Annotated in this window: 25 protein-coding genes; 18 read left to right on the top strand and 7 right to left on the bottom strand. The window is 35.0% G+C overall.

What is annotated here, in order from left to right; all coding sequences use genetic code 11:
- Window positions 1-5 precede the first annotated feature (5 nt).
- The 7 genes from BTR42_RS11160 to rsmA all read left to right on the top strand — a co-directional run bounded on the left by BTR42_RS11160 (window position 6) and on the right by rsmA (window position 8,156).
- A complete protein-coding gene (locus BTR42_RS11160) occupies window positions 6-1,439 on the top strand; it encodes a SpaH/EbpB family LPXTG-anchored major pilin (RefSeq protein ID WP_077497750.1) in 1,434 nt (477 codons plus the stop codon).
- A gap of 144 nt (window positions 1,440-1,583) precedes the next feature.
- Window positions 1,584-2,522, top strand: a complete 939-nt coding sequence (locus tag BTR42_RS11155; protein ID WP_009855024.1) for a class C sortase — start codon at window positions 1,584-1,586, stop codon at window positions 2,520-2,522.
- 353 nt (window positions 2,523-2,875) lie between these two features.
- Window positions 2,876-5,224 carry a Cna B-type domain-containing protein gene (locus tag BTR42_RS11150; protein WP_077497747.1) on the top strand — a complete coding sequence of 783 codons (2,349 nt, stop codon included), beginning with the start codon at window positions 2,876-2,878 and terminating at the stop codon, window positions 5,222-5,224.
- Window positions 5,225-5,360: 136 nt separating this feature from the next.
- Window positions 5,361-6,131: a TatD family hydrolase gene (locus tag BTR42_RS11145; RefSeq protein WP_077497745.1), complete on the top strand. Its 771-nt coding sequence runs from the start codon at window positions 5,361-5,363 to the stop codon at window positions 6,129-6,131.
- A complete protein-coding gene (rnmV, locus tag BTR42_RS11140; protein WP_043878604.1) occupies window positions 6,124-6,693 on the top strand; it encodes a ribonuclease M5 in 570 nt (189 codons plus the stop codon). The genes BTR42_RS11145 and rnmV overlap by 8 nt, the downstream gene beginning before the upstream one ends.
- Window positions 6,690-7,214 (top strand): DUF1697 domain-containing protein, encoded by a 525-nt coding sequence (locus BTR42_RS11135; RefSeq protein WP_077497742.1) that lies wholly within the window; start codon window positions 6,690-6,692, stop codon window positions 7,212-7,214. The genes rnmV and BTR42_RS11135 overlap by 4 nt, the downstream gene beginning before the upstream one ends.
- Before the next feature lie 69 nt (window positions 7,215-7,283).
- Window positions 7,284-8,156: a 16S rRNA (adenine(1518)-N(6)/adenine(1519)-N(6))-dimethyltransferase RsmA gene (gene rsmA / locus BTR42_RS11130; protein ID WP_009855016.1), complete on the top strand. Its 873-nt coding sequence runs from the start codon at window positions 7,284-7,286 to the stop codon at window positions 8,154-8,156.
- A 292-nt stretch (window positions 8,157-8,448) separates the two neighbouring features.
- On the opposite strand, the gene BTR42_RS11125 is transcribed toward rsmA, so the two are convergent.
- The 6 genes from BTR42_RS11125 to BTR42_RS11105 all read right to left on the bottom strand — a co-directional run bounded on the left by BTR42_RS11125 (window position 8,449) and on the right by BTR42_RS11105 (window position 14,109).
- A complete protein-coding gene (locus BTR42_RS11125) occupies window positions 8,449-9,120 on the bottom strand; it encodes a CPBP family intramembrane glutamic endopeptidase (RefSeq protein ID WP_061458109.1) in 672 nt (223 codons plus the stop codon).
- A gap of 17 nt (window positions 9,121-9,137) precedes the next feature.
- Complete coding sequence (locus BTR42_RS12625; RefSeq protein WP_157769870.1) at window positions 9,138-9,308, bottom strand: hypothetical protein; 171 nt, start codon at window positions 9,306-9,308, stop codon at window positions 9,138-9,140.
- A 17-nt stretch (window positions 9,309-9,325) separates the two neighbouring features.
- Window positions 9,326-10,000, bottom strand: a complete 675-nt coding sequence (locus BTR42_RS11120; RefSeq protein WP_077497739.1) for a CPBP family intramembrane glutamic endopeptidase — start codon at window positions 9,998-10,000, stop codon at window positions 9,326-9,328.
- Window positions 10,001-10,191: 191 nt separating this feature from the next.
- The gene (locus tag BTR42_RS11115; RefSeq protein ID WP_074658230.1) at window positions 10,192-11,586 is read right to left on the bottom strand and encodes a bacteriocin secretion accessory protein; all 1,395 of its coding nucleotides are present in this window, start codon (window positions 11,584-11,586) and stop codon (window positions 10,192-10,194) included.
- An 11-nt stretch (window positions 11,587-11,597) separates the two neighbouring features.
- Window positions 11,598-13,745, bottom strand: coding sequence for a peptide cleavage/export ABC transporter (locus BTR42_RS11110; RefSeq protein ID WP_077497737.1), 2,148 nt, complete (start codon window positions 13,743-13,745; stop codon window positions 11,598-11,600).
- A 106-nt stretch (window positions 13,746-13,851) separates the two neighbouring features.
- Entirely contained in the window at window positions 13,852-14,109 is a 258-nt protein-coding gene (locus BTR42_RS11105; protein ID WP_009855011.1) for a hypothetical protein, read from the bottom strand.
- Window positions 14,110-14,355: 246 nt separating this feature from the next.
- Between BTR42_RS11105 and gllA2 the strand changes: the two genes are divergently transcribed.
- The 11 genes from gllA2 (at window position 14,356) to BTR42_RS11040 (ending at window position 21,549) form a co-directional block, all read left to right on the top strand.
- Window positions 14,356-14,607 carry a two-peptide bacteriocin gallocin A subunit GllA2 gene (gene gllA2 / locus BTR42_RS11100; protein ID WP_009855010.1) on the top strand — a complete coding sequence of 84 codons (252 nt, stop codon included), beginning with the start codon at window positions 14,356-14,358 and terminating at the stop codon, window positions 14,605-14,607.
- Window positions 14,608-14,625: 18 nt separating this feature from the next.
- Window positions 14,626-14,823: a two-peptide bacteriocin gallocin A subunit GllA1 gene (gene gllA1 / locus BTR42_RS11095; RefSeq protein ID WP_009855009.1), complete on the top strand. Its 198-nt coding sequence runs from the start codon at window positions 14,626-14,628 to the stop codon at window positions 14,821-14,823.
- A 5-nt stretch (window positions 14,824-14,828) separates the two neighbouring features.
- Window positions 14,829-14,996 (top strand): Gip family bacteriocin immunity protein, encoded by a 168-nt coding sequence (locus tag BTR42_RS13050; protein ID WP_012962515.1) that lies wholly within the window; start codon window positions 14,829-14,831, stop codon window positions 14,994-14,996.
- An 884-nt stretch (window positions 14,997-15,880) separates the two neighbouring features.
- Window positions 15,881-16,894 carry a DUF6568 family protein gene (locus BTR42_RS11075; protein ID WP_077497732.1) on the top strand — a complete coding sequence of 338 codons (1,014 nt, stop codon included), beginning with the start codon at window positions 15,881-15,883 and terminating at the stop codon, window positions 16,892-16,894.
- Window positions 16,884-17,093 (top strand): helix-turn-helix domain-containing protein, encoded by a 210-nt coding sequence (locus BTR42_RS11070; protein WP_013643492.1) that lies wholly within the window; start codon window positions 16,884-16,886, stop codon window positions 17,091-17,093. Before BTR42_RS11075 ends, BTR42_RS11070 begins: the two co-directional genes overlap by 11 nt.
- An 81-nt stretch (window positions 17,094-17,174) precedes the next feature.
- On the top strand, window positions 17,175-17,357 hold the full coding sequence (locus BTR42_RS11065) for a hypothetical protein (RefSeq protein WP_013643491.1): 183 nt from the start codon (window positions 17,175-17,177) through the stop codon (window positions 17,355-17,357).
- A gap of 25 nt (window positions 17,358-17,382) precedes the next feature.
- Window positions 17,383-17,682: a DUF3884 family protein gene (locus tag BTR42_RS11060; RefSeq protein ID WP_013643490.1), complete on the top strand. Its 300-nt coding sequence runs from the start codon at window positions 17,383-17,385 to the stop codon at window positions 17,680-17,682.
- A 1-nt stretch (window position 17,683) separates the two neighbouring features.
- The gene (locus BTR42_RS11055; RefSeq protein ID WP_013643489.1) at window positions 17,684-18,976 is read left to right on the top strand and encodes a glycosyltransferase family 2 protein; all 1,293 of its coding nucleotides are present in this window, start codon (window positions 17,684-17,686) and stop codon (window positions 18,974-18,976) included.
- Window positions 18,977-19,159: 183 nt separating this feature from the next.
- Window positions 19,160-19,486, top strand: coding sequence for a LytTR family DNA-binding domain-containing protein (locus BTR42_RS11050; protein WP_009855002.1), 327 nt, complete (start codon window positions 19,160-19,162; stop codon window positions 19,484-19,486).
- A gap of 16 nt (window positions 19,487-19,502) precedes the next feature.
- On the top strand, window positions 19,503-20,234 hold the full coding sequence (locus BTR42_RS11045) for a response regulator transcription factor (RefSeq protein WP_077497729.1): 732 nt from the start codon (window positions 19,503-19,505) through the stop codon (window positions 20,232-20,234).
- A gap of 4 nt (window positions 20,235-20,238) precedes the next feature.
- Complete coding sequence (locus tag BTR42_RS11040) at window positions 20,239-21,549, top strand: sensor histidine kinase (protein ID WP_058621373.1); 1,311 nt, start codon at window positions 20,239-20,241, stop codon at window positions 21,547-21,549.
- A gap of 16 nt (window positions 21,550-21,565) precedes the next feature.
- Here the strand turns inward: BTR42_RS11040 and BTR42_RS12705 are convergent, their stop codons facing one another.
- Complete coding sequence (locus BTR42_RS12705; protein ID WP_014295304.1) at window positions 21,566-21,706, bottom strand: hypothetical protein; 141 nt, start codon at window positions 21,704-21,706, stop codon at window positions 21,566-21,568.
- Window positions 21,707-21,872 lie beyond the last annotated feature (166 nt).

Raw genomic sequence — 21,872 nt, 5'->3', positions numbered from 1 at the left:
TTCTCATGAATAACCTTAAAAAGATTTTAACTCCCTTTTTGACCCTCCTCGCGTTGGTCTTTGTGTGTGGTGCAGTAAGTGCACAAACAGTTGACTCAGGTGCTGGTGGATCAGCAACAATCACTATCAATAATGCTTCTCAAGGGCAAACCTACACGGTTTATAAACTCTTTGATGCAACTGTTGATGGCAATGGTGCCATCTCTTACAAATTACCAAGTGGTAAAACTTCCCTTGGAGACGGTTCAACTTGGTTTGAAGTAGATGCCAAGGGCAATGTCACTGCTAAGGAAAATGCAGATGTGTCATCTGATGCCTTCAAAACATGGGCAGCTAGCTTTGGTACCCAAGCAGCTACAGCTGTCGCTGCTGACAACACTGTCACATTTACCAACCTTGCCTATGGTTACTACTATGTGCAATCATCACTCGGTGCGACGATCACAGTTGATAGCACAAATCCAGATGCGACAATCAAAGATAAAAATACCACTGCACCAAATATCCCAGATGACAATAATGGCGGTGGTAAACACATCCTTGTGAATGGTGAAACTGTTGATAGCACAACTGCCAAAGTTGGTGACACAGTAAACTATCAAATCAAATTTGAAGCAACTAACTATGTTACAACTGAAACAGATTCAAAACAAATCACGAAGTATACTATTATTGATACACCAACAAATTTAAGCATTGATAAATCAACAGTAGTTGTAAAAGTTGGTGACCAAACAGTTACGACTAATGTTGATACACAAGTCGATGATTCTGGCAAAATGACAATCGTTCTCACATGGGCAGATACTGCTGGGAAAACCATCTACAACTCACCTTCAACGGTTGTGATTACCTACAATGCTACTGTTACAAAAGGTGCTGCTGACGCTGCTGCAACCAACTCAGCAACTATTGGCTATAATACAGCTGATAACCCTAATGAAGATCCTACACCAGTCAATCCTGACAAACCAACCGATACGACTGAGGTTAAAACTTACCAGTTTACTTTAAACAAAGTTGATACGTCAAGTAATCAATTGACTGGTGCAACATTCAAACTTTATGACGCTGCAACAGATGGTAACGAAATTAAAGTCGTGAAAGTATCTGATGGAGTTTATCGTGTTGCAGAAGCAAGTGAAGAAGGTACTGAAATTGAAGCTGGTTCAGCTATTATCAAAGGTCTTAAAGGGGATGATACGAAATATTATCTTGAAGAAACTAAAGCGCCTAACGGTTACAACATTCTGACAGAACGTAAAGAAGTAACAATCTCATCAACAGAAACAAATACTTCAAATGTTATCAATAAAGCTGGTGCAGAATTGCCTTCAACAGGGTCATTTGGTACTAAGGTATTCTATCTTGTTGGTTCAATATTACTCATTGGTGCCTTAATTTTCATGATTTCAAAACGTCGCATGAATAATATGTAATTTTATCAAATAGAGTTATCTTCGGAAGGTTTGGCTTAATCACTTTTTCCGAAGATTTTCTCTTTAAATCTAGTTCTCATACTTATTGGGACTAAGTTTAAAGAGAGGAACATACAGAGCACAGAGAAGGGAGGTGGTCAGCTGATGATCTGGCTAAAGCAAAAACTTTCTAAATTCGCTTTGCCATTTATTTTTATCATGGGCTTAGGGTTACTGACCTATCCGACTATCAGTGACTACTGGAATTCTTTTCATCAGTCTGAAGCTATTATGTCATACACTAAAAGTGTGTCCAAGATGTCAACAGAAGACTATAAACGCATTTTGGCAAGTGCCAAGCAGTATAATGCAACGCATGGTATGGATTGGAATTTTTCAGATGAGGATAAGGCAGCCTATGAAAAAGAACTTAATTTTAATAATGATGGTTCTATGGGCTACATTGATATTCCCAAAATTAACGTTAAGCTGACCATTTTCCACGGCACAGATGAATCTGTTTTGCAAACGTCTATTGGGCATTTGGAGGGAACTTCCTTGCCTGTCGGTGGAAAAGGAACACATAGCGTTCTATCAGGGCATCGTGGTTTGCCATCGGCTAAGTTGTTCTCAGATTTGGATCAGTTACGTGAAGGGGATACCTTTACTATTCATGTTCTCAACGAAACTTTGACGTATGAAGTGGATCAGATTCGTGTGGTAGAACCAACAGATTTATCTAATTTAACCATTGATCCTGACCAAGATTACGTGACTTTAGTTACCTGTACCCCATATGGAATCAATACTCACCGCCTCTTGGTTCGTGGGCATCGTATTGCCAATTCTGATGGTGATGCAAATGTCATATCAGATGCTGTGCAGATTAAGCCGATTTATATTGCACCATTTCTTGCGACTCCTATTTGTGTCGTTTTACTAATGTATATCTTTATCATAACAAGTAAGCACTACCGTAAAAAACACGCCAACCGCGTTGCGAATTACTTAGCTCAAAAAGAAATTAATTATCGTCCACAAGTTGATAGAAATGTTTATAAAGGTATTATTGAGCAACTAAAAAAATTCTTTGAAGATAGTTAAATGAATTAGGAAAGCTATATAACGAACGGACTCAATTGAGTTCGTTTTTTATGTTAATAAATATCTCAATATGATAAATCCATGTTAAGTTTTTCTCATAACATTAACATAGGTTAATGCGATATTATTTATTTTGCTATTTTAAGAGCATATTATTTGTGCTAATTAAAAAAATGAGATAAAATCTTGCCAGTGTGTTATAAATAAACCTTATAATAATAATAAAATTTATTTATAACAACACAATATTTACCTTATAAAATCCGTACATTTACTTATTTTTATTAATAAAAAAGCAATGTAAGCGGCAATTATTAGGTAAAACGAAAAATAAATTAATGGAGTTTTTGTTGATGAGAAAGTTTATTAGAATTGCTTTTGCGTTGGTCATAACGTTTTTAGTAAGTCTATCTGCTATTAATGTAGCTGCTGAAACGGATAGTTCTGCTACTTATAAAGGTTACATTAATAATGCAGGAAAGAGTAGTGATTCTCGTATGAGTATTAACCACTTATACGTAGATGATGATGGTAAAGCAGTTGTCACTTACTGCTTTAATTTCCATAAAAATTACCCACTTAGTAGTGGAACGCCTTATGAAAAATATGCTAATGTAACTTCAGAACAAATGAAAGCTAATAGTAGCAGCAATATGGTGGATTCTGAATTGTATGATGCTATTATGAAAGTTTTATATAACGGTTATCCAAATAATAACAGTGGTATAAAAGAAAAGTATGGCTTAACAGATGATGAGTTTAGGGCTATCACACAATATGCTATTTGGCATTTTACAGATAATACCTATATTTCTGATTCTTATTTCCAAAATGCACAGCGTCAAGGTGCTTATTCAGAACTAACTGATGTTGCAAACCTTACTTATCCAGCGGATTTCAAACTTAACTTGTATATTAGCCAAGATTCAACTAGACAGAATCTAATGGCAGCAGAAGTATTAACTGAAAATACTGTTGTTAAAGAATACACAAGTGTATCTGTCAATAAAGTTTGGGATGATGCAAACAATCAAGATGGACAACGTTCAAGTGAAGTTACTGTTCAATTGTTAGCAAATGGAGTGGAAGTCTCTGGTCAGCAATTAGTGCTAAGTGATGCCAATGGTTGGAATGGTACTTTTGAAAATCTTGATAAATATGACTCTGACAATGTTCTTATTGATTACACTGTAAAAGAAGTTACAGATTTATCTGGTTATCAATCTGTAATTTCAGGAAGTGACAATAACTACACTATTACAAATACTCATGTTCCAGAGGTAATTAATTTATCAGGAACAAAGACATGGGATGACAATAATAACCAAGATGGTATCCGTCCAGAATCAATTGTTGTTCATCTACTTGCAAATGGTGTAGATACTGGTCAAACTAAAGAAGTTTCACAAACTGATAACTGGACTTACCAATTTGAAAATTTACCGAAATATCAAAATGGTCAAGAAATTGTTTATACTGTTTCAGAAGACAGTGTTGGTGGTTATGAAACTATCATTTCTGGATTTAACATTACAAACAGTCACACCCCAGAAACGACAGAAGTGTCTGGAACAAAGACATGGAATGACAATGATGACCAAGATGGTAAACGTCCAGATTCGATTACAGTTAACCTTTTAGCCAATGGAACTAAGGTAACTTCACAAGAAGTAACAGCTGATACGAATTGGACATATACGTTTTCAAATCTTGCCAAATATGCAAATGGTAGTGCTATTACTTACACAGTAACTGAAGATAGTGTTGACAATTACACAACAACAATTAATGGATATGACATTACAAATAGCTACACTCCAGGTAAAACAAGTTTGACAGTCACAAAAGTTTGGGATGATAGCGATGATCAAGATGGGCTTCGTCCTAATTCTATTGATGTCCAATTATATGCTAATGGCAAAAAATCTGGTGACGTTGTGACGTTAACAGCAGCGGATAACTGGACATATACATGGACAAATCTTGCTGAAAAAGCAAATAAAAAAGATATTGTTTACTCTGTCAAAGAAGTGACTGAAGTTGATGGCTATACAACTACTGAAGGAAAAGTAGAGAACGGAAATGTAACCATTACCAATACGCATGTGCCAGTAATTCCAGAAGAACCAGAGGACCCTAAGACAACAGATGTGACATTTAGCAAAGTTGAAGTTAACGGTAGCGCCGAACTCCCAGGCGCATCGCTCAAAGTTGTTTCAGGTGAAACCGCAGACGGTCAAATCGCCACAGATGCAAAAACGGGTGAAAACTTAGCGTGGACTTCAGGTGATACAGCCAAAGTGTTCAGCTTGTCAGAAGGTACCTACACTATGGTGGAAAGTCAAGCCCCAGCAGGTTATGAATTAGCAGAGTCAATCACTTTCCGTGTCACAGCAGACGGTCAAGTCGAGGTAAAAGGAACAGATGGTTCATGGACAGTCCAAGCCGATGCCACAATCAAAATGGAAGATGCTAAAACACCAGTAATTCCAGAAAAACCACAGTCAAATACCCCAACAGTTGATGATCCAACAACTCCGTCAAGTAATTCTGATAAACAATCAGAGAAGAAACAAGAAAAGAAATCACTCCTTCCGTCAACAGGAGATAGCAGCGGTCTAGGATTGATGATGCTTGGTCTAGCACTTGTATTATCAGTTATCTTTGGTTTTGTTTATAAAGCCAAAAGAGCTAAAGCATAGTATTAGTTAGTAATTGAATCCAACCTTTTAAAAAAGAGAGCCAATTTGGTTCTCTTTTTGTGTTTATCTTTGATATTTTACCGCTTTACTTGTACTTGGCTTTGGTCTCTCTTGTGGTCTGTGTTATAATAAAATCATGGAAATATTTGACACACATACGCATTTAAACGCCGATGATTTTGCTGGACGTGAAGCAGAAGAATTGGCACTTGCTAAAGAAATGGGCGTCACTCGACACAATGTTGTTGGGTTTGACGCACCAACTATTAAACGTGCTCTTGAGTTAGCTGAAAAATACCCTGAAATCTATGCCACAATCGGTTGGCACCCAACGGAAGCAGGTTCATATAATCAAGAAATTGAGGAGATGATTGTTGCCAATCTATCACACCCCAAAGTGATTGGTCTTGGTGAGATTGGGCTAGATTATCATTGGATGGAAGACCCAAAAGACGTCCAAATTGAGGTTTTTAAACGTCAGATTCAGCTTTCAAAAGACCACAACCTCCCTTTTATTGTCCACACTCGTGATGCGCTTGAAGATACTTACGCTGTCATCAAAGAAGCAGGCGTTGGACCTCGCGGCGGGATTATTCATTCATTTTCAGGCTCTTTGGAAATGGCAGAGCGTTTTATCGAGCTTGGCATGATGATTTCATTTTCAGGGGTTGTTACCTTTAAAAAAGCACTTGATGTTCAAGAAGCTGCGCAGAAATTGCCGCTTGATAAGATTTTAGTTGAAACGGATGCGCCTTACCTTGCTCCCGTTCCAAAACGTGGTCGTGAAAACCGCACCGCTTATACTCGCTATGTTGTAGATAAAATTGCAGAGCTCCGCGGTTTTACCAGTGAAGAAGTGGCAAAAGCGACATCAGATAATGCAAAGAGGTTGTTTAACTGTGACTGAAAAAATCAAAATTCAAGAAGTGCTTGTTGTTGAGGGGAAAGACGATACCGCAAATTTGCGCCGTTTTTATGATGTAGATACCTATGAAACCCGCGGGTCAGCTATCAATGATGACGACCTTGAACGTATCGAAAAATTAAATGACCTTCGTGGGGTCATTGTCTTTACGGACCCAGATTATAACGGAGAACGCATTCGCAAAATCATCATGAATGCTATTCCAAACGTTAAACACGCTTTTTTAAATCGTGATGAAGCTGCGCCAAAATCAAAAAGTAAAGGTCGTTCACTCGGCGTTGAGCACGCAAGTTTCGAAGATTTGCAAAAAGCTCTTTCTGGCGTATTAGGAAATTTTGATGATGATAATCAATTCGACATCACAAGAGCTGACCTAATGCGTATGGGGCTTTTAATGGGAAATGATAGCCGCAGGCGCCGTGAATATTTGGGCGAAAAGCTCCGCATTGGTTACAGCAACGGCAAACAACTTCTCAAACGCCTAGAGCTCTTTGGCATCACTTTAGCCGAAGTAGAAGAAGCTATGGAGAGATATGAGGAATGAAAAAAGTTGCGCTTTTACGGGGAGTTACGCCAGTTGGGCAGAATCGTATTCCTAAAATGGCTTATCTGGCAGAGATTTTAACAGAAGCAGGTCTTGAAAATGTTAAGACATATATTCAAAGTGGCAATATCGTTTTTGAGACAACCTTGTCTGACGATGACGTTTGTGCATTGATTCATGACACGATTCAGGCAAAAATCGGTGCTGATTTATCGGTTATCCTCAAAACGCAAGCCCAGTTTACGACGGCTCTTGCTGAAAGTCCCTTTGATGAAAGCTACGATGACTCACGTGTTCACTTGGTATTTACCAATGACCAGCTTAACCAAGAGATATTAAATGAACTACTAGAGATGGATTTTGGTGATGAAATCTTGAAAGCTGGTAGTGAGTGCCTGTACCTCTATTTACCAAGAGAAGCAAAGAAAAAGCGACTGAATACCAATTACCTTGAAAAACAGTTACATATCACAGCAACCATGAGAAAGCGTCGCAGCATTTTGCGATTGAGCCAGATGTGATACAATAGTAACTTGCATTGATAGAAATGAAAGGAAAGACATTCCCTAACTAATGAGGGATTATTAATTATGAGAATTGCAGATTACAGCGTGACGCGTGCTGTCCTTGAGCGTCATGGATTTACGTTTAAAAAATCATTTGGACAGAACTTTTTGACAGATACAAACATTCTTCAAAAGATTGTGGATACTGCTGAAATTGACAAGAACGTCAATGTTATTGAAATCGGTCCTGGTATCGGTGCTTTGACTGAATTTTTGGCTGAAAATGCTGCCGAAGTCATGGCATTTGAAATTGACGACCGTTTAATTCCGATTTTAGCTGATACGCTCCGCGATTTTGATAATGTAAAAGTTATCAACGAGGATATTTTGAAATCAGACCTACAAAGTCGTATCAAAGAATTTGCTAACCCAGACCTTCCAATTAAGGTCGTGGCAAATCTTCCTTACTACATCACAACACCAATCTTGATGCACTTGATTGAATCAAAAATCCCATTTGCGGAATTTGTCGTGATGATGCAAAAAGAAGTGGCAGATCGTATTTCGGCAGAGCCAAACACCAAAGCTTACGGCTCGTTATCAATTGCGGTGCAATATTATATGACCGCTAAAGTTGCTTTTGTTGTACCGCGTACAGTCTTTGTACCAGCACCAAATGTGGATTCAGCGATTTTAAAAATGACTCGCCGTGAACAACCGCTCGTTCAAGTCAAAGACGAAGATTTCTTCTTCCGTGTTTCAAAAATTAGCTTTGTTCACCGCCGCAAAACCCTTTGGAACAACCTAACAAGCCATTTTGGAAAAGCAGACGAAACCAAAGCCAAACTTGAACAAGCGCTTGAAATCGCAGAAATCAAACCATCCATTCGCGGAGAAGCCCTCTCAATTGCCGAATTTGCAAAACTAGCAGACGCCCTAAAAGAAGTCGGATTATAAAAATGAGGGAGTGGGACAGAAATCGGTAATTTCGAAGAAATTCGATTTCTCAGCAAGTCTCAATTTCTTGTTGCTGACCTAAAACAGTTCACTGAACTGTTTTACTCCCACCCCCGCAAGGCTTGAAAGATTTGGGGAATCTTTCAAGGTGGGAAATAAAGTCAAGCGAAGCTTGATGTCAAGTAGGGTTGTAAAAGCTGATTTATCAGCGCATTAGAATCCACTCAACTACTGCGTCTTGTAAATAATAACTATATAAACAGAGAAGCTGGGGATTTTTGCCTCAGCTTCTTTAGGTTAATATCATAAAAATGGTTTTAGGACCATAGTTGACTAAAAAATGTAATAAAATCGGATAATAAATGGATTTTGTCCATTTAAAAATCAATCCCAAAGAAAGCCCCGCTGGGATATACTGAATGAAATCAAACCATGACCAAGATGACCAAATAACATGAACAGAGGCAAAACAGATAGCAGACACTAAAATATCTAGGTGGTAACGTGAATGTTTAAAATAAGTTGACATGAGAACACCACGATAAAATAATTCTTCATTAATTAGCGCAACAATGCCACCCCAATAAAATCTCACTAGCAATACATTTTCTGCTGAAATTATCCGACTCTCATTTAATAATTCTTGGTTTAAAGATATGGGGAGATAACAGAGAAGCGCAGCTGAAAGGGCAAGATTTGCTAGAGCTAGTAATACAACGACTCCAACATAGTGGCTATGAAACTTCACTTTGAAAAAAGCTCTGCCATTTTGTTTCAATAAATATCCCACTAATAATAAACTCACAAGGGTGTAATAAGCACATAGTAGAATGGTTCCACCGAAATCATTAATAGCGTATTTGGTAACGATTTTTCCTAACAAACATGGGAATGAACGAAAAAAGATGACATAAAAAAGAAGAGGATAGGCAAGTAGAAGTTTTTGTTGATACTGATTTGACACCTGATATTTCTCCTATCTTACTGTTTATAAACTTTTAAAAGCACCAACACGATGTAGATGAAATAAATGCCTGTATAGATTAATTTTTGTTGATAATTGAGAACGTTTAGTAATATAAAGCGTACCCAGATATAAGTAACTGCCAATAATGTTAACAGGTAACCATATCGTTTTATGAATTTTTCCATAATATCTCCTTTTGTATTTATTGAGCAAAGAAAACAAATGCAATCAGATGCCAGCTCAGATAAATATTCCATGCCATATGAACAAGAATTGATGGGTAAATCGAACGTGTTTTTCTAAAAAGAATCGCTAAAATTAAACCAAGAAAAGCATAGTTTTTAAATACCTCTAAACTAACACCATAAGAAAATAGATGAGCTACTGAGAACATCACAGCAGATAGTAAGCAATCTAAGTAAAACTTTGATTTCTCAAAAAAGCTAGTCATCAAAACACCACGATAAACTAATTCTTCTAGGATTGGTCCGACGATAAAGGGTTGTAATGCTACCAAAAACGCCTGCGGTGAGTGACGGAAAAATAGTAAATCATTATTTATATCTCCACCAACAAATAAAAGTTTATTGAAGTAGGTGTATATCACCCCAAAAGCAAGCAAAATTAATAAATAGTCTAAAGGTTTTAGCGATGTTATTTGAAATATTTCTGGTCTTCTTCGTCTTAGGTATATCACCAGTACGATAGTAAATATGATGGTAAAAATATTAAGAACAGGGTAATGATAATCTGTTAGTGGTAAATCAAGCCGCTCTAAAATAGTAAACATTACAAACTTCAATCCAAATAGATGATAATAGATAAAAAATATTGCCAATAGTTTTGGAACTAGTAAGTTCTTGAGTTTTTCTATCATAAGTACTCCTTTAATAAGATAGTTACAGGTTATTTTATCAGAATGTATCATCTTTTTTTATCCAAGTCATAAAATGTTGTTTTTTAGTCGTAAACAGTCAAATTTTAAAGAATAATGACCATTCACGACTGATTTTTGCTGTGTGATGACTTAGAAAAATTAAAGCCAGCCATTTATTATGGCTGGACTTATCAAAAATCTTTTAACAGCTTGTCTTTGTAATAATTAAAGAAAGTTTTTTTGCCGATAGTGCTGATTGTTTTGCCTTGTAAACCATATTTTAATTTGGAGCTATCTTGTTTATCAACGGTGGCTAGTGCTGTCACCTCAAAGACATTTCCTTCTTTGGTTTGTGTGGCAGAACTTGCAATTTTACTGATTTTGCCAGTGATAACAATGGCATGATTGCTAATTTTTTCAAGGGTTAGGCGAACAGTCTGTCCTTTTTTCAATTGACTAACATGAGTGGAGTCAACGTAATAGCGGATAGCGACTTGCTGTGTTTTGGCAATATCTGGGTAAATCTCTGCAATCTGACTGCCTTGCGGCAAGAGCGTTTGCCCTTCAAATTCATCAGAAACATGTAAAATGCCACTTTGACTAGCTTTTAAAACGGTGTCAGCTTTGGAGAGATTTGTCTGGTCAAGCTGTGCTTGCAAATTTTCTTTTTCTTGAGTAATTTGCGTAAGTTGTGTTTCAGCTTGTGTCAATTCCTGCTGACGCAAGCTTTCAATTTGATTAGTGGCACTAGTGTCATAACTTCCCGTTGAATAATTGGAAGCAGCTTGTGTTTGCAAACTAGAGATAGAGGCATTAATGCTATCAATCTGCCCTTGTAGGTCTGTTAAAAATTGATTTTTAACGCTTTCTTTGCTAGCAGAATTGTTGTCAGTTGAACTGCTTTGTGTATCGATTGTTTGAATTTGGCTAAGATAGCTATTAAGAGTAGTTGCATATGGATTATTGCCAGATACGTTTGTTTTATCAGTTTGAATAGCATCTTTAACTTCTTGATATTGACTGGCTTGGGTTTGTAGGTTAGCAATCTGATTGGCGATAGCTGCATTTGCTTGGTTGACACCAGCTTCTTGTTTAGCAACTGATTGGTTTGATTGAGAAACTTGAGCAGTAATTGTTTGAGATTGATTTAAAAAGCGCTCAACGGTTGCTGAATAACCAAATTCATCATCACCTGTAAAAAGGTTTTGTCCTTGTTTTAGACTTTCTTTCAATTGATTGAGTGCCTCTTGTTGACGTTCATATCTTTCGATTTGTGTTTGAATGGCATTAAGTTGACTATCTTCCAATTTGTCGGAGTATTGGATGAGTAAATCCCCCTTTTTGACTGCCTTATTTTCACTAAGATTATTGGTTAAAACGGTGTTATTGCTACTTGATTGGACAACAGCGATGACTTTTGTTGGTCGGATACTACCAAGTGTCGTAACGGTAATTTCCTTTTTACCAATGAGAGAAAAGGCAAGGAGAAAAAAGACCAAGAGTGTCATTGGAATCACTAAGACAGTCGCAAAATTATGATAACGCCTATGATAAAATTCAGCAGATTGAAATAATTTAGGATTCATATGGTCTCCTTTTATTCATGAAATAACTGTGCATAGAAACCTTGATTTTGGATGAGTTGTTTATGATGCCCTTCTTCGATAACTTGTCCTTTATCTAGAACAATGACACGGTCAGATTGTTCAGCAATGCTCAAACGGTGGGCAACAAAAATAATAGTCTTGTCTGTGAGAGATAGTAAATTTTTAATCACACGTTTTTCCGTTAGAACATCAAGACCACTTGTGGCTTCATCTAAAATCAAGACGGGAGCTTGTGTCAGTAAAGCGCGTGCTAAAGCTAAACGTTGCTTTTGCCCACCAGATAAACCAGCACCATCTGAAAGTTCGGTATGGTATGCTAGTGGCATCGATTCAATATCAGCACGGATTTCAGCGATTTCACAAGCTTTCAGAATTTCTTCTTGCGTGATATTGTCAGGTGCTCCCAAAGTTAAATTTTCTAAAATCGTCCCTGAAAAGACGTAAGACTGTTGTGGTAGGTAATTAATGTATTGGCGAATGGCTTTTTTATCAATGGTTTTTAAATCGTAGCCACCAAGGGTAATCTGTCCATGGTTAGGTGTGTAAAAATTGACAATCATTTTAGCTAAGGTTGTCTTACCAGAACCGCTGATACCAACTAGGCTAATTTTTTCACCCTTCTTAATGTGTAAATTCACATGACTCAGTGTGTCACGACCAAAACCATATTTATAAGAAACATTATCAAAGACAATATCTCCTTGTAGAAAATGGCTGTCATTTAAGAGTTGTCTGCCATCAAATTCAGATGACACTAAGTAAACTTCGTTGAGACGATTGTTAGCTACTTTGGCAGATTGTAGTTTGGTTTGCAGATTAATAATATTTTCCATTGGTGTTGTAAAGTACGACAGAAGCGTATTGTAAGTAATCAATTGACCTACTGAAATGTTCCCAGACATGACTAAACGTGAACCATACCAGAGAATGACGACGTTTAAAATCAGCTGTGCTCCCTGTTTTAACGACGTTTGCACAGCTTCATACTTACTAAGCGTAAAACTTTTATCCAAATAATCCACAAATTCACGGTCAATATTTTGATAACGGACTTCCTCACTAGTCAAAGATTTAATCGTTTCAATACCATTGATATCTTCGATAATCGCAGAGCTAACCATAGAATTGGCTTGCATGACATCGTGATTCATTCGCTCAAAAGGCTTCATAAAAGCCAAAATAATAATAGCATAGATAGGCAATGCTATTAAGGTGATGAAAAAAAGATTGGCATTTTGCAGAATTAAGACACTTCCGACAATAAACAAAATACTCACATCTAAAAATAAAGAGAGAATCGTTGATGCCAGTGCATCAATAATCGAGTTAGCATCGGTGAAACGTGAGATAACTTCACCTGTCCGCCTTGTGGCAAAAAAGGACATGGGCAATTCAAAAATATGACGAATATAAGACAAAATCACGTCAATTGTTAACCGTTGGCTCAGCACAACAAGTAAATAATTTTGTGAAAAGCTCATGATTTGTTGCATTATGTAGGTTACAATCAATCCAACCGAGACAATGCCAAGAGTGGATTGCAAATGATTAGGAATATAATCGTCTAAGATTCCTTGCAAATAGTAAGACCCAACAATATTAATCAAGGTCACGAGCAAACTTGCCAGAATGATATAAGTTAGCAGTGCCTTTTGTTTGAAAATAATTGGTAAAAAGCTTGTTAAGCCATTTTTCTTATCTTTATGCGGTTGATAATGCGGAGCAGGCGCTAAAAAGATAGCAACTCCAGTCCATTCTTTGGCAAAATGTGCTTTGGACATTTTAGTGACCCCAACGCTCGAATCAGGGTCACCGATAATAAGATAATCTTTTTTGGCTTTGTAGATAACATAGTAATGCGGGATTTTGCCTTCTTTATTAACATGAACAATAAAAGGATAGGGAATATCAGCCATATCAAACAGTTCCATATTAGCCTGAATGGCGCGTGTTTCAAAGCCGATTGCTTTAGCTGCCTCAACTATCCCTAATGCTGTTGTCCCTTCCTTAGTTGTTTTGGCTAATTCTCTCAAATGAGCCAGCGAGAAATCTGATCCATAATGCTTGGCAACTGATGCCAAAGCTGCCACACCACAGTCTCGCAAATCAATCTGACTAACATATTTATATCTTCTCATAACCTTTCCCTTTTAAAAATGAAACTAGAACTATTGTGCCATAAAACAAGATTAAAAAACGCCCAAGTCGTAAAAAGTCAAAAATAGGTCGCAAACGGTCAAAAAATTATTTTTCTTTACCATTCTTCCAAAGAAAAAATCTGATTCGGATAAAAAGATATGCTCCTAAGATGAGATAGGTAAATATTAAAAATAATGAAATGATAGATAATACGATTGCCACTTGTCGATTGATTTCGATGAAAAAATAAGTAATCCCTAGCAGAAGCAATGCAAGTGGTGCAAGCCAAGAATCAAAGACAGTTTTCAGCTTTTCTAAAAACGCCAAGGTGCGTGATGAAATAGTAAAAAATCGTGTTAGCATGGTCCCAATCTCCCTTTTTTCTCAGTAACAATTGTTCATTATGCCATAAAAATAACATTAAAAATGCCCAAGTCATAAAAAGTCAAATTTAAGTCGTAAACGGTCAAAAAATCATGAAAATACAAAAAAATTTACCATTTACGACCTAAAAACAACAAATTACGACTTGGGCGTGCATTAACCTCACAATCTGTTAGACTAAAATCTGTCAGTTGCAACGACAAAATATTATTGGGAGGTATTCAAATGAATACAAAAACTTTTGAACAATTTGATGTAATGACAGATGAAGCACTTTCTAAAGTTGAAGGTGGTTACAGCAAGACAGATTGTCTCAATGCAATGATTACAGGTATTGCTGGTGGAATTGTAGCTGGTGGTACTGGAGCAGGTCTAGTAACGTTGGGAGTGGCAGGACTACCTGGTGCATTTGTTGGTGCACATATTGGAGCTATAGGTGGTGGGGCTACTTGTGTAGGTGGTATGTTGTTTAATTAATTTTATAAGGAGAGAGTAATGAGCTTAAATAAGTTTACTAATTTTCAAGAGTTAGATAAAAATCATTTGCAAACAATTAGTGGTGGTAAAGGGAATATGGGTTCTGCTATTGGCGGGTGTATCGGTGGAGTATTATTAGCTGCAGCTACTGGACCAATTACTGGTGGTGGGGCTGCAATGATCTGTGTGGCTTCAGGTATTTCAGCATACTTATAGAATTTATGATTATAAAATATAGTATTATTATTTTTGTTAATTTAGTATGTTATTTATTAATTAACAAGGTATTTAAAGCTTCGAATGACGAGCGAGAGACAACTGGTAAAGTTTTATTGATTTTATCAATTGTTTATATTGTAGTAGATATCCTGTTCAATGCGTCTAAATAGCTATTTAAAAATTTTATAATGTATTACTATTGTGATAGTCACACATTTTCAAGCTGATAGATTCCTATCAGCTTTTGTTTTAATCAAATTTTACCGTTGACGACCTAAAAATGACAAATTACGACTTGGGCAAAAAAAGATGAAATATTCTGATAAAATAAATTTTGTCAATCGCGATGACAAAATATTATTGGGAGGTATTCAAATGAATACAAAAACTTTTGAACGACTTGATGTAATGACAGATGACGGAAGTTTTTGTAGATGAAAAATTGGAGAGCTATTCTAAAAAATATACTGTTTTTGGCAATAGGAGCGAAGGCAGTATTATCGACAGACGGTATGTTAGTAAAAGGAGTTCTCGTTTTCTTCACAATGTTTATATTGTATAGTATAAATAAAGCAAATTAATTTCTATGTACTATTCTATTTTTGTTATTTTATTCTGCATTATCTTAGCTATAATTTTTATTGACGGTTTCTTTATTAAGAAAAATAATAAAGCCTCATCTTATATCATTTTTTTGACTTGTTATGTTTTAAGTCAAAAGGAAGATAACACTAGCTTTCTGACGATAGTCTGTTTGCTTATTTTGCTATTGATATATTATGAAAATAGAGATAAAAAATAATAACTATTATTGATAATCAGATTCATATTTTTACGGCAATAATATTGCCTGAAAGAATAATTTATAATGTATTACTATTGTGATAGTCACACATTTTCAAGCTGATAGATTGCCTATCAGCTTTTGTTTTAATCAAATTTTACCATTTACGACCTAAAAACGACAAATTACGACTTGGACGTTTATTTCCAAGAGAATTTGTTAAACTGAAATGGTCAATCGCGGTGACAATCTTAATTAAAAGGAGATTTTATGAAAAAGAACGTTTTAAAATCAATAATTTTATTATCTGCAACTGTTTTATCAATGGCAACCGTTTCTGTCTTTGCTGATGATGAGCTTGTGCCTACAACTGAAACGACAGAAGTTGTGGATAATGGAGATAATGTTACAGAAAATCTAGCAACAGATATTATTGAGCCATCAAATGATATTTCAGAAAGTCAATCCGAAAAAACTGAGGAGGTATTATCAATTGAAACGGCTGATAATTCATCAGTTATAATGGAATCAACCGAAGCAACGGAAACGATAGCATCAGACACATCAGATGAGCCAGAAGAAGCTGAAGTCACCATTCCCCAATATGAAGAAAATGTCGCAGACTTTAATCACGTTCCAATGACAGATGTTTATGCTATGTTTACAGAGGACGGAAAAGAGCATGTGATTTATGTTGGACGTCCGACTTGTTACTATTGTCGTCAGTTTTCCCCAGCTTTAAAAGAGTTCAACACTTTAATGGATAATCGTCTAGAGTATTACAATACTGACAGTCAGGATTTTGATGAAGAAGCAGCGAACTTTCTTTTTGGAACGATTGGTATTCCAGGAACACCTACCATTATCCGTTTGCAAAATGGTCAAATTGTGAGTGCGTGGATTGGTGGTGGTATTTCTGGACAAGAACTTTATGACTATCTCTTTTATGGGAAAATCCCAGCGGCTATGGCAGCAGCAATGGCTGAACAATCAAATGAAGATAATACAGAAACGATAGCATTTGACGCTAAAGAAATAAAAACTGATTCTAATATTCAGAATGTGATTTTTTCACCGCAAAATGATGTTAAAACCGCTGAAAAAGCCTTAATTGTTCCAGAAAGCCCACAAGCTTTCTCTAAAAATGAAATAAAAACTAATAACAGCAACGCCCTACCTAAATTAGGCATTAAAGCAAACAACTTTTCAGCATATGGACTGTTAATTTCTCTATTGGGACTGATTTTAATGAAACTTGGCAGAGGAAAAGTAAATGAAGAATAATAAGATTCAATTATCTAAAAATATAAAGAAATATCGCTTAATGAAAAAAATGTCACAAAGTGATCTTTCTAAAAGAATTGGCGTAAGTCATCAAGCTATTTCAAAATGGGAGACTGGTGAAAATTATCCAGATTTTATGAGTTTAATTAGTTTAGCACAATTATTTGAAGTTAGTTTAGATATTTTAGTCTACCAATAATATTTGCTATTTAAAGTTGCTTTACTGATTTTTAGTAAGGGCTTACAATATAATTGTTAAAACAAAATGGAGGTATCTATTATGCAAAAAGTAACTGAGTTTAAGGAATTGTCAAAAGAGTTATTAGCGGCTTATGAAGGCGGAGCTAGTACAGCGTGTAAATGGGCAATGGTAACTTGTGCACATGATATTGCACTTGGAGGCTATGGAACATCTGATCCGGGCAGTGCCTGTGCTTATATGAGAAGAGTTTGTAAAAATTAATTTTTAGATGAAGGTTGGAAAAGTTATGACTATATCTGGAGCTAAAAATTTTGTAAAGAAGATTATTTTTCCTGAAAATACTCATGAACAGGTTTTTGTTATCAATTTGGACAATGTTCAAAAAGAAGTTCTGTTTTCAAAAGAGTTGAAATCATTGGGAAAATGGTATATCACAAATGGTAAACACTGGATTTGCCATTCAGAATTATCATTTGAAGATTTTCAAGCTAATTTTTTAAACATGTCTAAACTAAGTGACAATGATGCACAAGCTGTTGAGTTTACGATTGATTATTTGCCATTTTGTGAAATATTGGGATTATAGAATGAAAATAAATCCAATATTAAAGAAAGAATGGCTTAGAGAAAATCAAGCGTATATTAAACAATCAAAAGTAGATTTTGAATTAATCTTACATCTTATTGAATTAATTGAATCTGATGATTGGAATATACTTTATACTAAAAATTCTAAATCATTATCGTGTAGACAAGTTATAGATTATGTTAATAAAGTTGATTTTAATAACCAATCAACAATCTCAGTAGTTTACATTGTAAAAAATGAGCAAAATACGATATTAAAAAGCATAAAGAGTTTAAAAAAACTAGCTGATGAGATTATCGTTGTAGATACAGGATCAACTGATGAGACTATTGAAATTTTAACTAATTATTCGATGAATGATACTTCAATTAGTTTGTATTCTTTTGAATGGTGTGATGATTTTTCTAGAGCTAGAAATTTTGCAAATAGCAAGGCGAGTTGCGACTGGATTGTTTCTCTTGATGCTGATGAAAGAATTACCAATTTTAAATTATTAAAATTATTGTTGACCTATTTGAAAAATTTTGGTGATTATCCTAAAACAGTATTCAACTTAAATATAATTCGAGGTGATAACGTTTACAAAACTGGTAAGGTTATCCAAAACCTATCTTGTTTTTCATACCGTGGGAGGGTCCATGAAACATATTTTTCTTCTGTAGGTGATGTTCATTATACTAATATTAATATAGATATTATTAGTCAGAATAGGATGACTTTGAAAAAAGCTGATTATTATAATAAATTGCTTTTGTTAACTATTGATGAAAATCCTATGAATCTAAGGTGGTTATATTTTTATTTGAGAGATAATTTTAATAGCATTGAGTATACAGAAATGAAAACATTATGTTACGACTCTCTTTATAATGATTCTTTGAGTAGAAATCTTAAAGGAAGTTATTATAGTGTAAGAATAACCCTCTTGCTTATGTTTAAGGCACTTCAAAATAAGAGAATATCTGACTTTGAAAAATATCAATACACGATAAAAGATGTTGCATGTGAACATTCAGATTATATTTTTTTGAAATATGCTTTTAAATTGTTGAAAATTCAGGAAATAATAGGCGATGAGTTAGAAGAAATGTTAAATGTTTGTCAAAAATTAAAGACTGAGAATAGCATTTTTCCTGTCGACTATTTATATTCTGTCTTAGCAACTTATTTATTATTAGAGGGAGAGCCCCAAAAAAGTAAGAGTATACTAGAAGAATTATTTAATAGGAATAGTGATTTTCCTTGTTTTTTAACTAATTCTATGAGGGAGTTCTTACTTAGAGCTAAATGAATTATAATAAAAATTGTCTGTTATTGTACGGACAATTTTTCTATTTTATGAGAACTAGTCATATATCATTTTACTATGTTACAATAAAAAGTGACCGTTCGTGACCTTATTTTGTCTGTTTATGACTTGGAGATTTTTTTATCAATATTTCCTTTATAATGTTATTGGAGGGAATAATGATTTATGAAATATTTTAAATTTACAATTAACAGGCGAGATTATAAATTGGCTATTGACGATATCCTTTTTATTCAAGTCTCTAAGGAAAAAATTCATATGGTCAAGGTCGTAACCGCTGATGAGGAATATCACATTTATCATCAATTAAAAGATATTGAAAGAGAATATCATCAGTTCTTTAGGTGTCACCGTGATACTTTGGTAAATAGGGATAAAATACGGATAATGGATAGAGAGCAGCGACTTTTATATGTTGGAGATGAAAAGCGACCTGTACATTATGCACGAAGTAAAGGAAGTCAACTAAAAGAAATCATCTCAAATGACTGATTTTTAGAGGAGATTTATGTTAGATATTTATGTACTAGAGGATAATATCATACAGCAATTTCGTATGGAACGCGAGATTGCGACCATTATGGCAAAAAATAATTGGGACTATCGAAAGTTAGAAATGTTTGGCTCTGCAAATGAGATTATAGCTAAGGCAACTGAAAAAGGAGAGCATCAAATTTTCTTTCTTGATTTAGAAATCAGAGACGACGAAAAACAAGGAATTGATGTCGCTAAAGCTATTCGTGAAAAAGATGCAACAGCTATCATTGTTTTTGTAACAACTCATTCAGAATTTATGCTGCTGACCTACCAAGCGTTAGTAGGGGCAATTGATTTTATTGATAAGAACCTGAATGACCAAGCATTTAGTGAACGCATAGAGTTGTGCCTAAAGGAAGCCATGAAACATCAAAATGATAATTTCGGCGAAAACTCCTTTTTATTTGAAACTCCTAAAGCACGTGTGCGCATGCCATATAGTGACATTCTCTATTTTGAAACCTCTCCTGCTGTGCACCGCGTGATTATGCATACGAAAAATGACAGAATGGAATTTTATGCAACGATTGCAGAGATTGCTAAATCAGACAAACGTCTTTTTAAGTGTCATCGTTCTTTTATCATTAATGTGGATAATGTGGTCAGATTTGATAAAGCGACACGAAGTGTTTATTTCGAAACTGGGGACACTTGCCTAGTTTCTAGAGATAAAATAAAACCTCTATTAAATGAGATGAGGTGAGGATATGTTGGATTACTTATTTCTTTGCTTAATAGTAAATTCGTTTATTCTATACATTTATTCTCAAGTCAGAGGTGAGAAGTTAAACTTTTTTGAGATATTAATAGCAGTTGCTGTTTTTGTATGGGTTGATCATGCTTGGTTTTATTTTATTATATGTAATTTTATTATTCTGATATTGTTATCTTATCTAAAAAATAGGTCTTTACCACTAACACTTCATGTCTTTTATGGTGTTTTTCCTTGGATTGTTGAGAGTGTTTTTAGGCGTTTGATAGGTTTCTTTATGCTTCCAATCATTGGTTTAAATTATCTGAATGTAGGTGAAAATAATATAATTTTTATGTGTGTCGAGCTAACATCCCTAATGCTTTATATTTTGCTAGTGAAAATTTCTAAATTTGATTTTCAAAGATTTATAGAAATGGTTAGTGTCAGCATATTAAGATTTTTTCTTATTGTTACTGATGTAACGATGATTGCTTTTTATGTGGCTATTGAATTTCTAACAGGTATGGAAGTTTATGGTGGTGTCCCAAACTTGGTTTATCGCCAATGGTTGGTGGCTCTCTATTTCACTTTCTTCATTTTAATGCTGTTTTATATGAATCGCTCTTATCAAAATTGGCTTGAGAAAGAAGTATCATTAGCGCGAGAACAAGAACTGCATTCTTTGTCGGTATATAGCAAGCAAATCGAAGGCTTATATGAAGAACTAAGAGCTTTTCGTCATGATTATGCCAATATTTTAGTGAGTTTAAAAGAAGGAATCGACCAAAATGATATGGATATGGTCAGAAATATTTACAATTCTGTATTAGAAGAGTCAGGGCACCTTGTTCAGAATAAAAAATTTGATATTGGACGATTGATTAATATTGACAATGATGCAATAAAAAGTGTATTATCAGCAAAGTTTTTAGAGGCTGAGTCTTATCACATTGCCGTTCAATTAGAGGTTAAAGATAAGATCGGACTTCCTGAGATACCATTACTAGACTATGTGCGACTTTTGTCGATTTTGTGTGATAATGCGATTGAAGCAGCTATGGAAGCTGAAAATCCTGCCATGATTATTGCTTGTTTCTATCAAGGGGATGACTATTTACTAGTTATCGATAACACTACAAAAGAAGAACGAGTTCCTGTGGAATTGATTTATCAGAAGAATTATTCAAGTAAGGGCTTTGGACGAGGTGTTGGTCTTAAAACGGTTAACCAGATGTTGAAAAAGTATCCAAATATGTCGGTACAAACATCAAGTAAAAATTATCATTTCAGACAAACAATATGTATAAAAAAATCATTCGACTAATAAGTCGAATGATTTTTTACATGTGTTTTTGTGATTTCCCTTGATGTTTTTTAAACCAATCGAAAGGTCCAACAATTAAGAAATCCTTATTCTTTCCACCAATCGTTTTCTCTAATTCAGATTGATTTAATTCTTTAAACATTTTTTCTGTCATCATTTTTATAAACCTCCTTAGTGATTAATTGTAGCAGAAAAGTTCTTAAAAGCTTTTTCTAAGTCATAAAAAGTCATTTTTCGGTCGTAAACGGCAACAAAGAATATTGAAAAAGTCCAAGCCATCATTTTTATGCCATTTTAAAATCACAAGATGTCAAAGACAGCCG

This window comes from Streptococcus gallolyticus subsp. gallolyticus DSM 16831 (assembly GCF_002000985.1).
In the GTDB taxonomy this organism is placed as follows: Bacteria; Bacillota; Bacilli; order Lactobacillales; family Streptococcaceae; genus Streptococcus; species Streptococcus gallolyticus.
The sequence above is the reverse complement of the archived record's forward strand: the minus strand, read 5'-3'. Positions and strand labels throughout refer to the sequence as shown.

Excerpts from the sequence above, each read along its gene's own strand:
- BTR42_RS11155 (WP_009855024.1), top strand. The coding sequence starts at position 1,584 with ATGATCTGGCTAAAGCAAAAACTTTCTAAATTCGCTTTGCCATTTATT.
- BTR42_RS11150 (WP_077497747.1), top strand. The coding sequence starts at position 2,876 with ATGAGAAAGTTTATTAGAATTGCTTTTGCGTTGGTCATAACGTTTTTA.
- BTR42_RS11050 (WP_009855002.1), top strand. The coding sequence starts at position 19,160 with ATGAAATATTTTAAATTTACAATTAACAGGCGAGATTATAAATTGGCT.
- gllA2 (WP_009855010.1), top strand. The coding sequence starts at position 14,356 with ATGAATACAAAAACTTTTGAACAATTTGATGTAATGACAGATGAAGCA.
- BTR42_RS11040 (WP_058621373.1), top strand. The coding sequence starts at position 20,239 with ATGTTGGATTACTTATTTCTTTGCTTAATAGTAAATTCGTTTATTCTA.
- BTR42_RS11120 (WP_077497739.1), bottom strand. The coding sequence starts at position 10,000 with ATGATAGAAAAACTCAAGAACTTACTAGTTCCAAAACTATTGGCAATA.
- BTR42_RS11075 (WP_077497732.1), top strand. The coding sequence starts at position 15,881 with ATGAAAAAGAACGTTTTAAAATCAATAATTTTATTATCTGCAACTGTT.
- BTR42_RS11145 (WP_077497745.1), top strand. The coding sequence starts at position 5,361 with ATGGAAATATTTGACACACATACGCATTTAAACGCCGATGATTTTGCT.
- BTR42_RS11115 (WP_074658230.1), bottom strand. The coding sequence starts at position 11,586 with ATGAATCCTAAATTATTTCAATCTGCTGAATTTTATCATAGGCGTTAT.
- BTR42_RS12625 (WP_157769870.1), bottom strand. The coding sequence starts at position 9,308 with ATGGAAAAATTCATAAAACGATATGGTTACCTGTTAACATTATTGGCA.
- gllA1 (WP_009855009.1), top strand. The coding sequence starts at position 14,626 with ATGAGCTTAAATAAGTTTACTAATTTTCAAGAGTTAGATAAAAATCAT.
- rsmA (WP_009855016.1), top strand. The coding sequence starts at position 7,284 with ATGAGAATTGCAGATTACAGCGTGACGCGTGCTGTCCTTGAGCGTCAT.
- BTR42_RS11110 (WP_077497737.1), bottom strand. The coding sequence starts at position 13,745 with ATGAGAAGATATAAATATGTTAGTCAGATTGATTTGCGAGACTGTGGT.
- BTR42_RS11070 (WP_013643492.1), top strand. The coding sequence starts at position 16,884 with ATGAAGAATAATAAGATTCAATTATCTAAAAATATAAAGAAATATCGC.
- BTR42_RS11060 (WP_013643490.1), top strand. The coding sequence starts at position 17,383 with ATGACTATATCTGGAGCTAAAAATTTTGTAAAGAAGATTATTTTTCCT.
- BTR42_RS13050 (WP_012962515.1), top strand. The coding sequence starts at position 14,829 with ATGATTATAAAATATAGTATTATTATTTTTGTTAATTTAGTATGTTAT.
- BTR42_RS11055 (WP_013643489.1), top strand. The coding sequence starts at position 17,684 with ATGAAAATAAATCCAATATTAAAGAAAGAATGGCTTAGAGAAAATCAA.
- BTR42_RS12705 (WP_014295304.1), bottom strand. The coding sequence starts at position 21,706 with ATGATGACAGAAAAAATGTTTAAAGAATTAAATCAATCTGAATTAGAG.
- BTR42_RS11135 (WP_077497742.1), top strand. The coding sequence starts at position 6,690 with ATGAAAAAAGTTGCGCTTTTACGGGGAGTTACGCCAGTTGGGCAGAAT.
- BTR42_RS11105 (WP_009855011.1), bottom strand. The coding sequence starts at position 14,109 with ATGCTAACACGATTTTTTACTATTTCATCACGCACCTTGGCGTTTTTA.
- BTR42_RS11160 (WP_077497750.1), top strand. The coding sequence starts at position 6 with ATGAATAACCTTAAAAAGATTTTAACTCCCTTTTTGACCCTCCTCGCG.
- BTR42_RS11045 (WP_077497729.1), top strand. The coding sequence starts at position 19,503 with ATGTTAGATATTTATGTACTAGAGGATAATATCATACAGCAATTTCGT.
- BTR42_RS11065 (WP_013643491.1), top strand. The coding sequence starts at position 17,175 with ATGCAAAAAGTAACTGAGTTTAAGGAATTGTCAAAAGAGTTATTAGCG.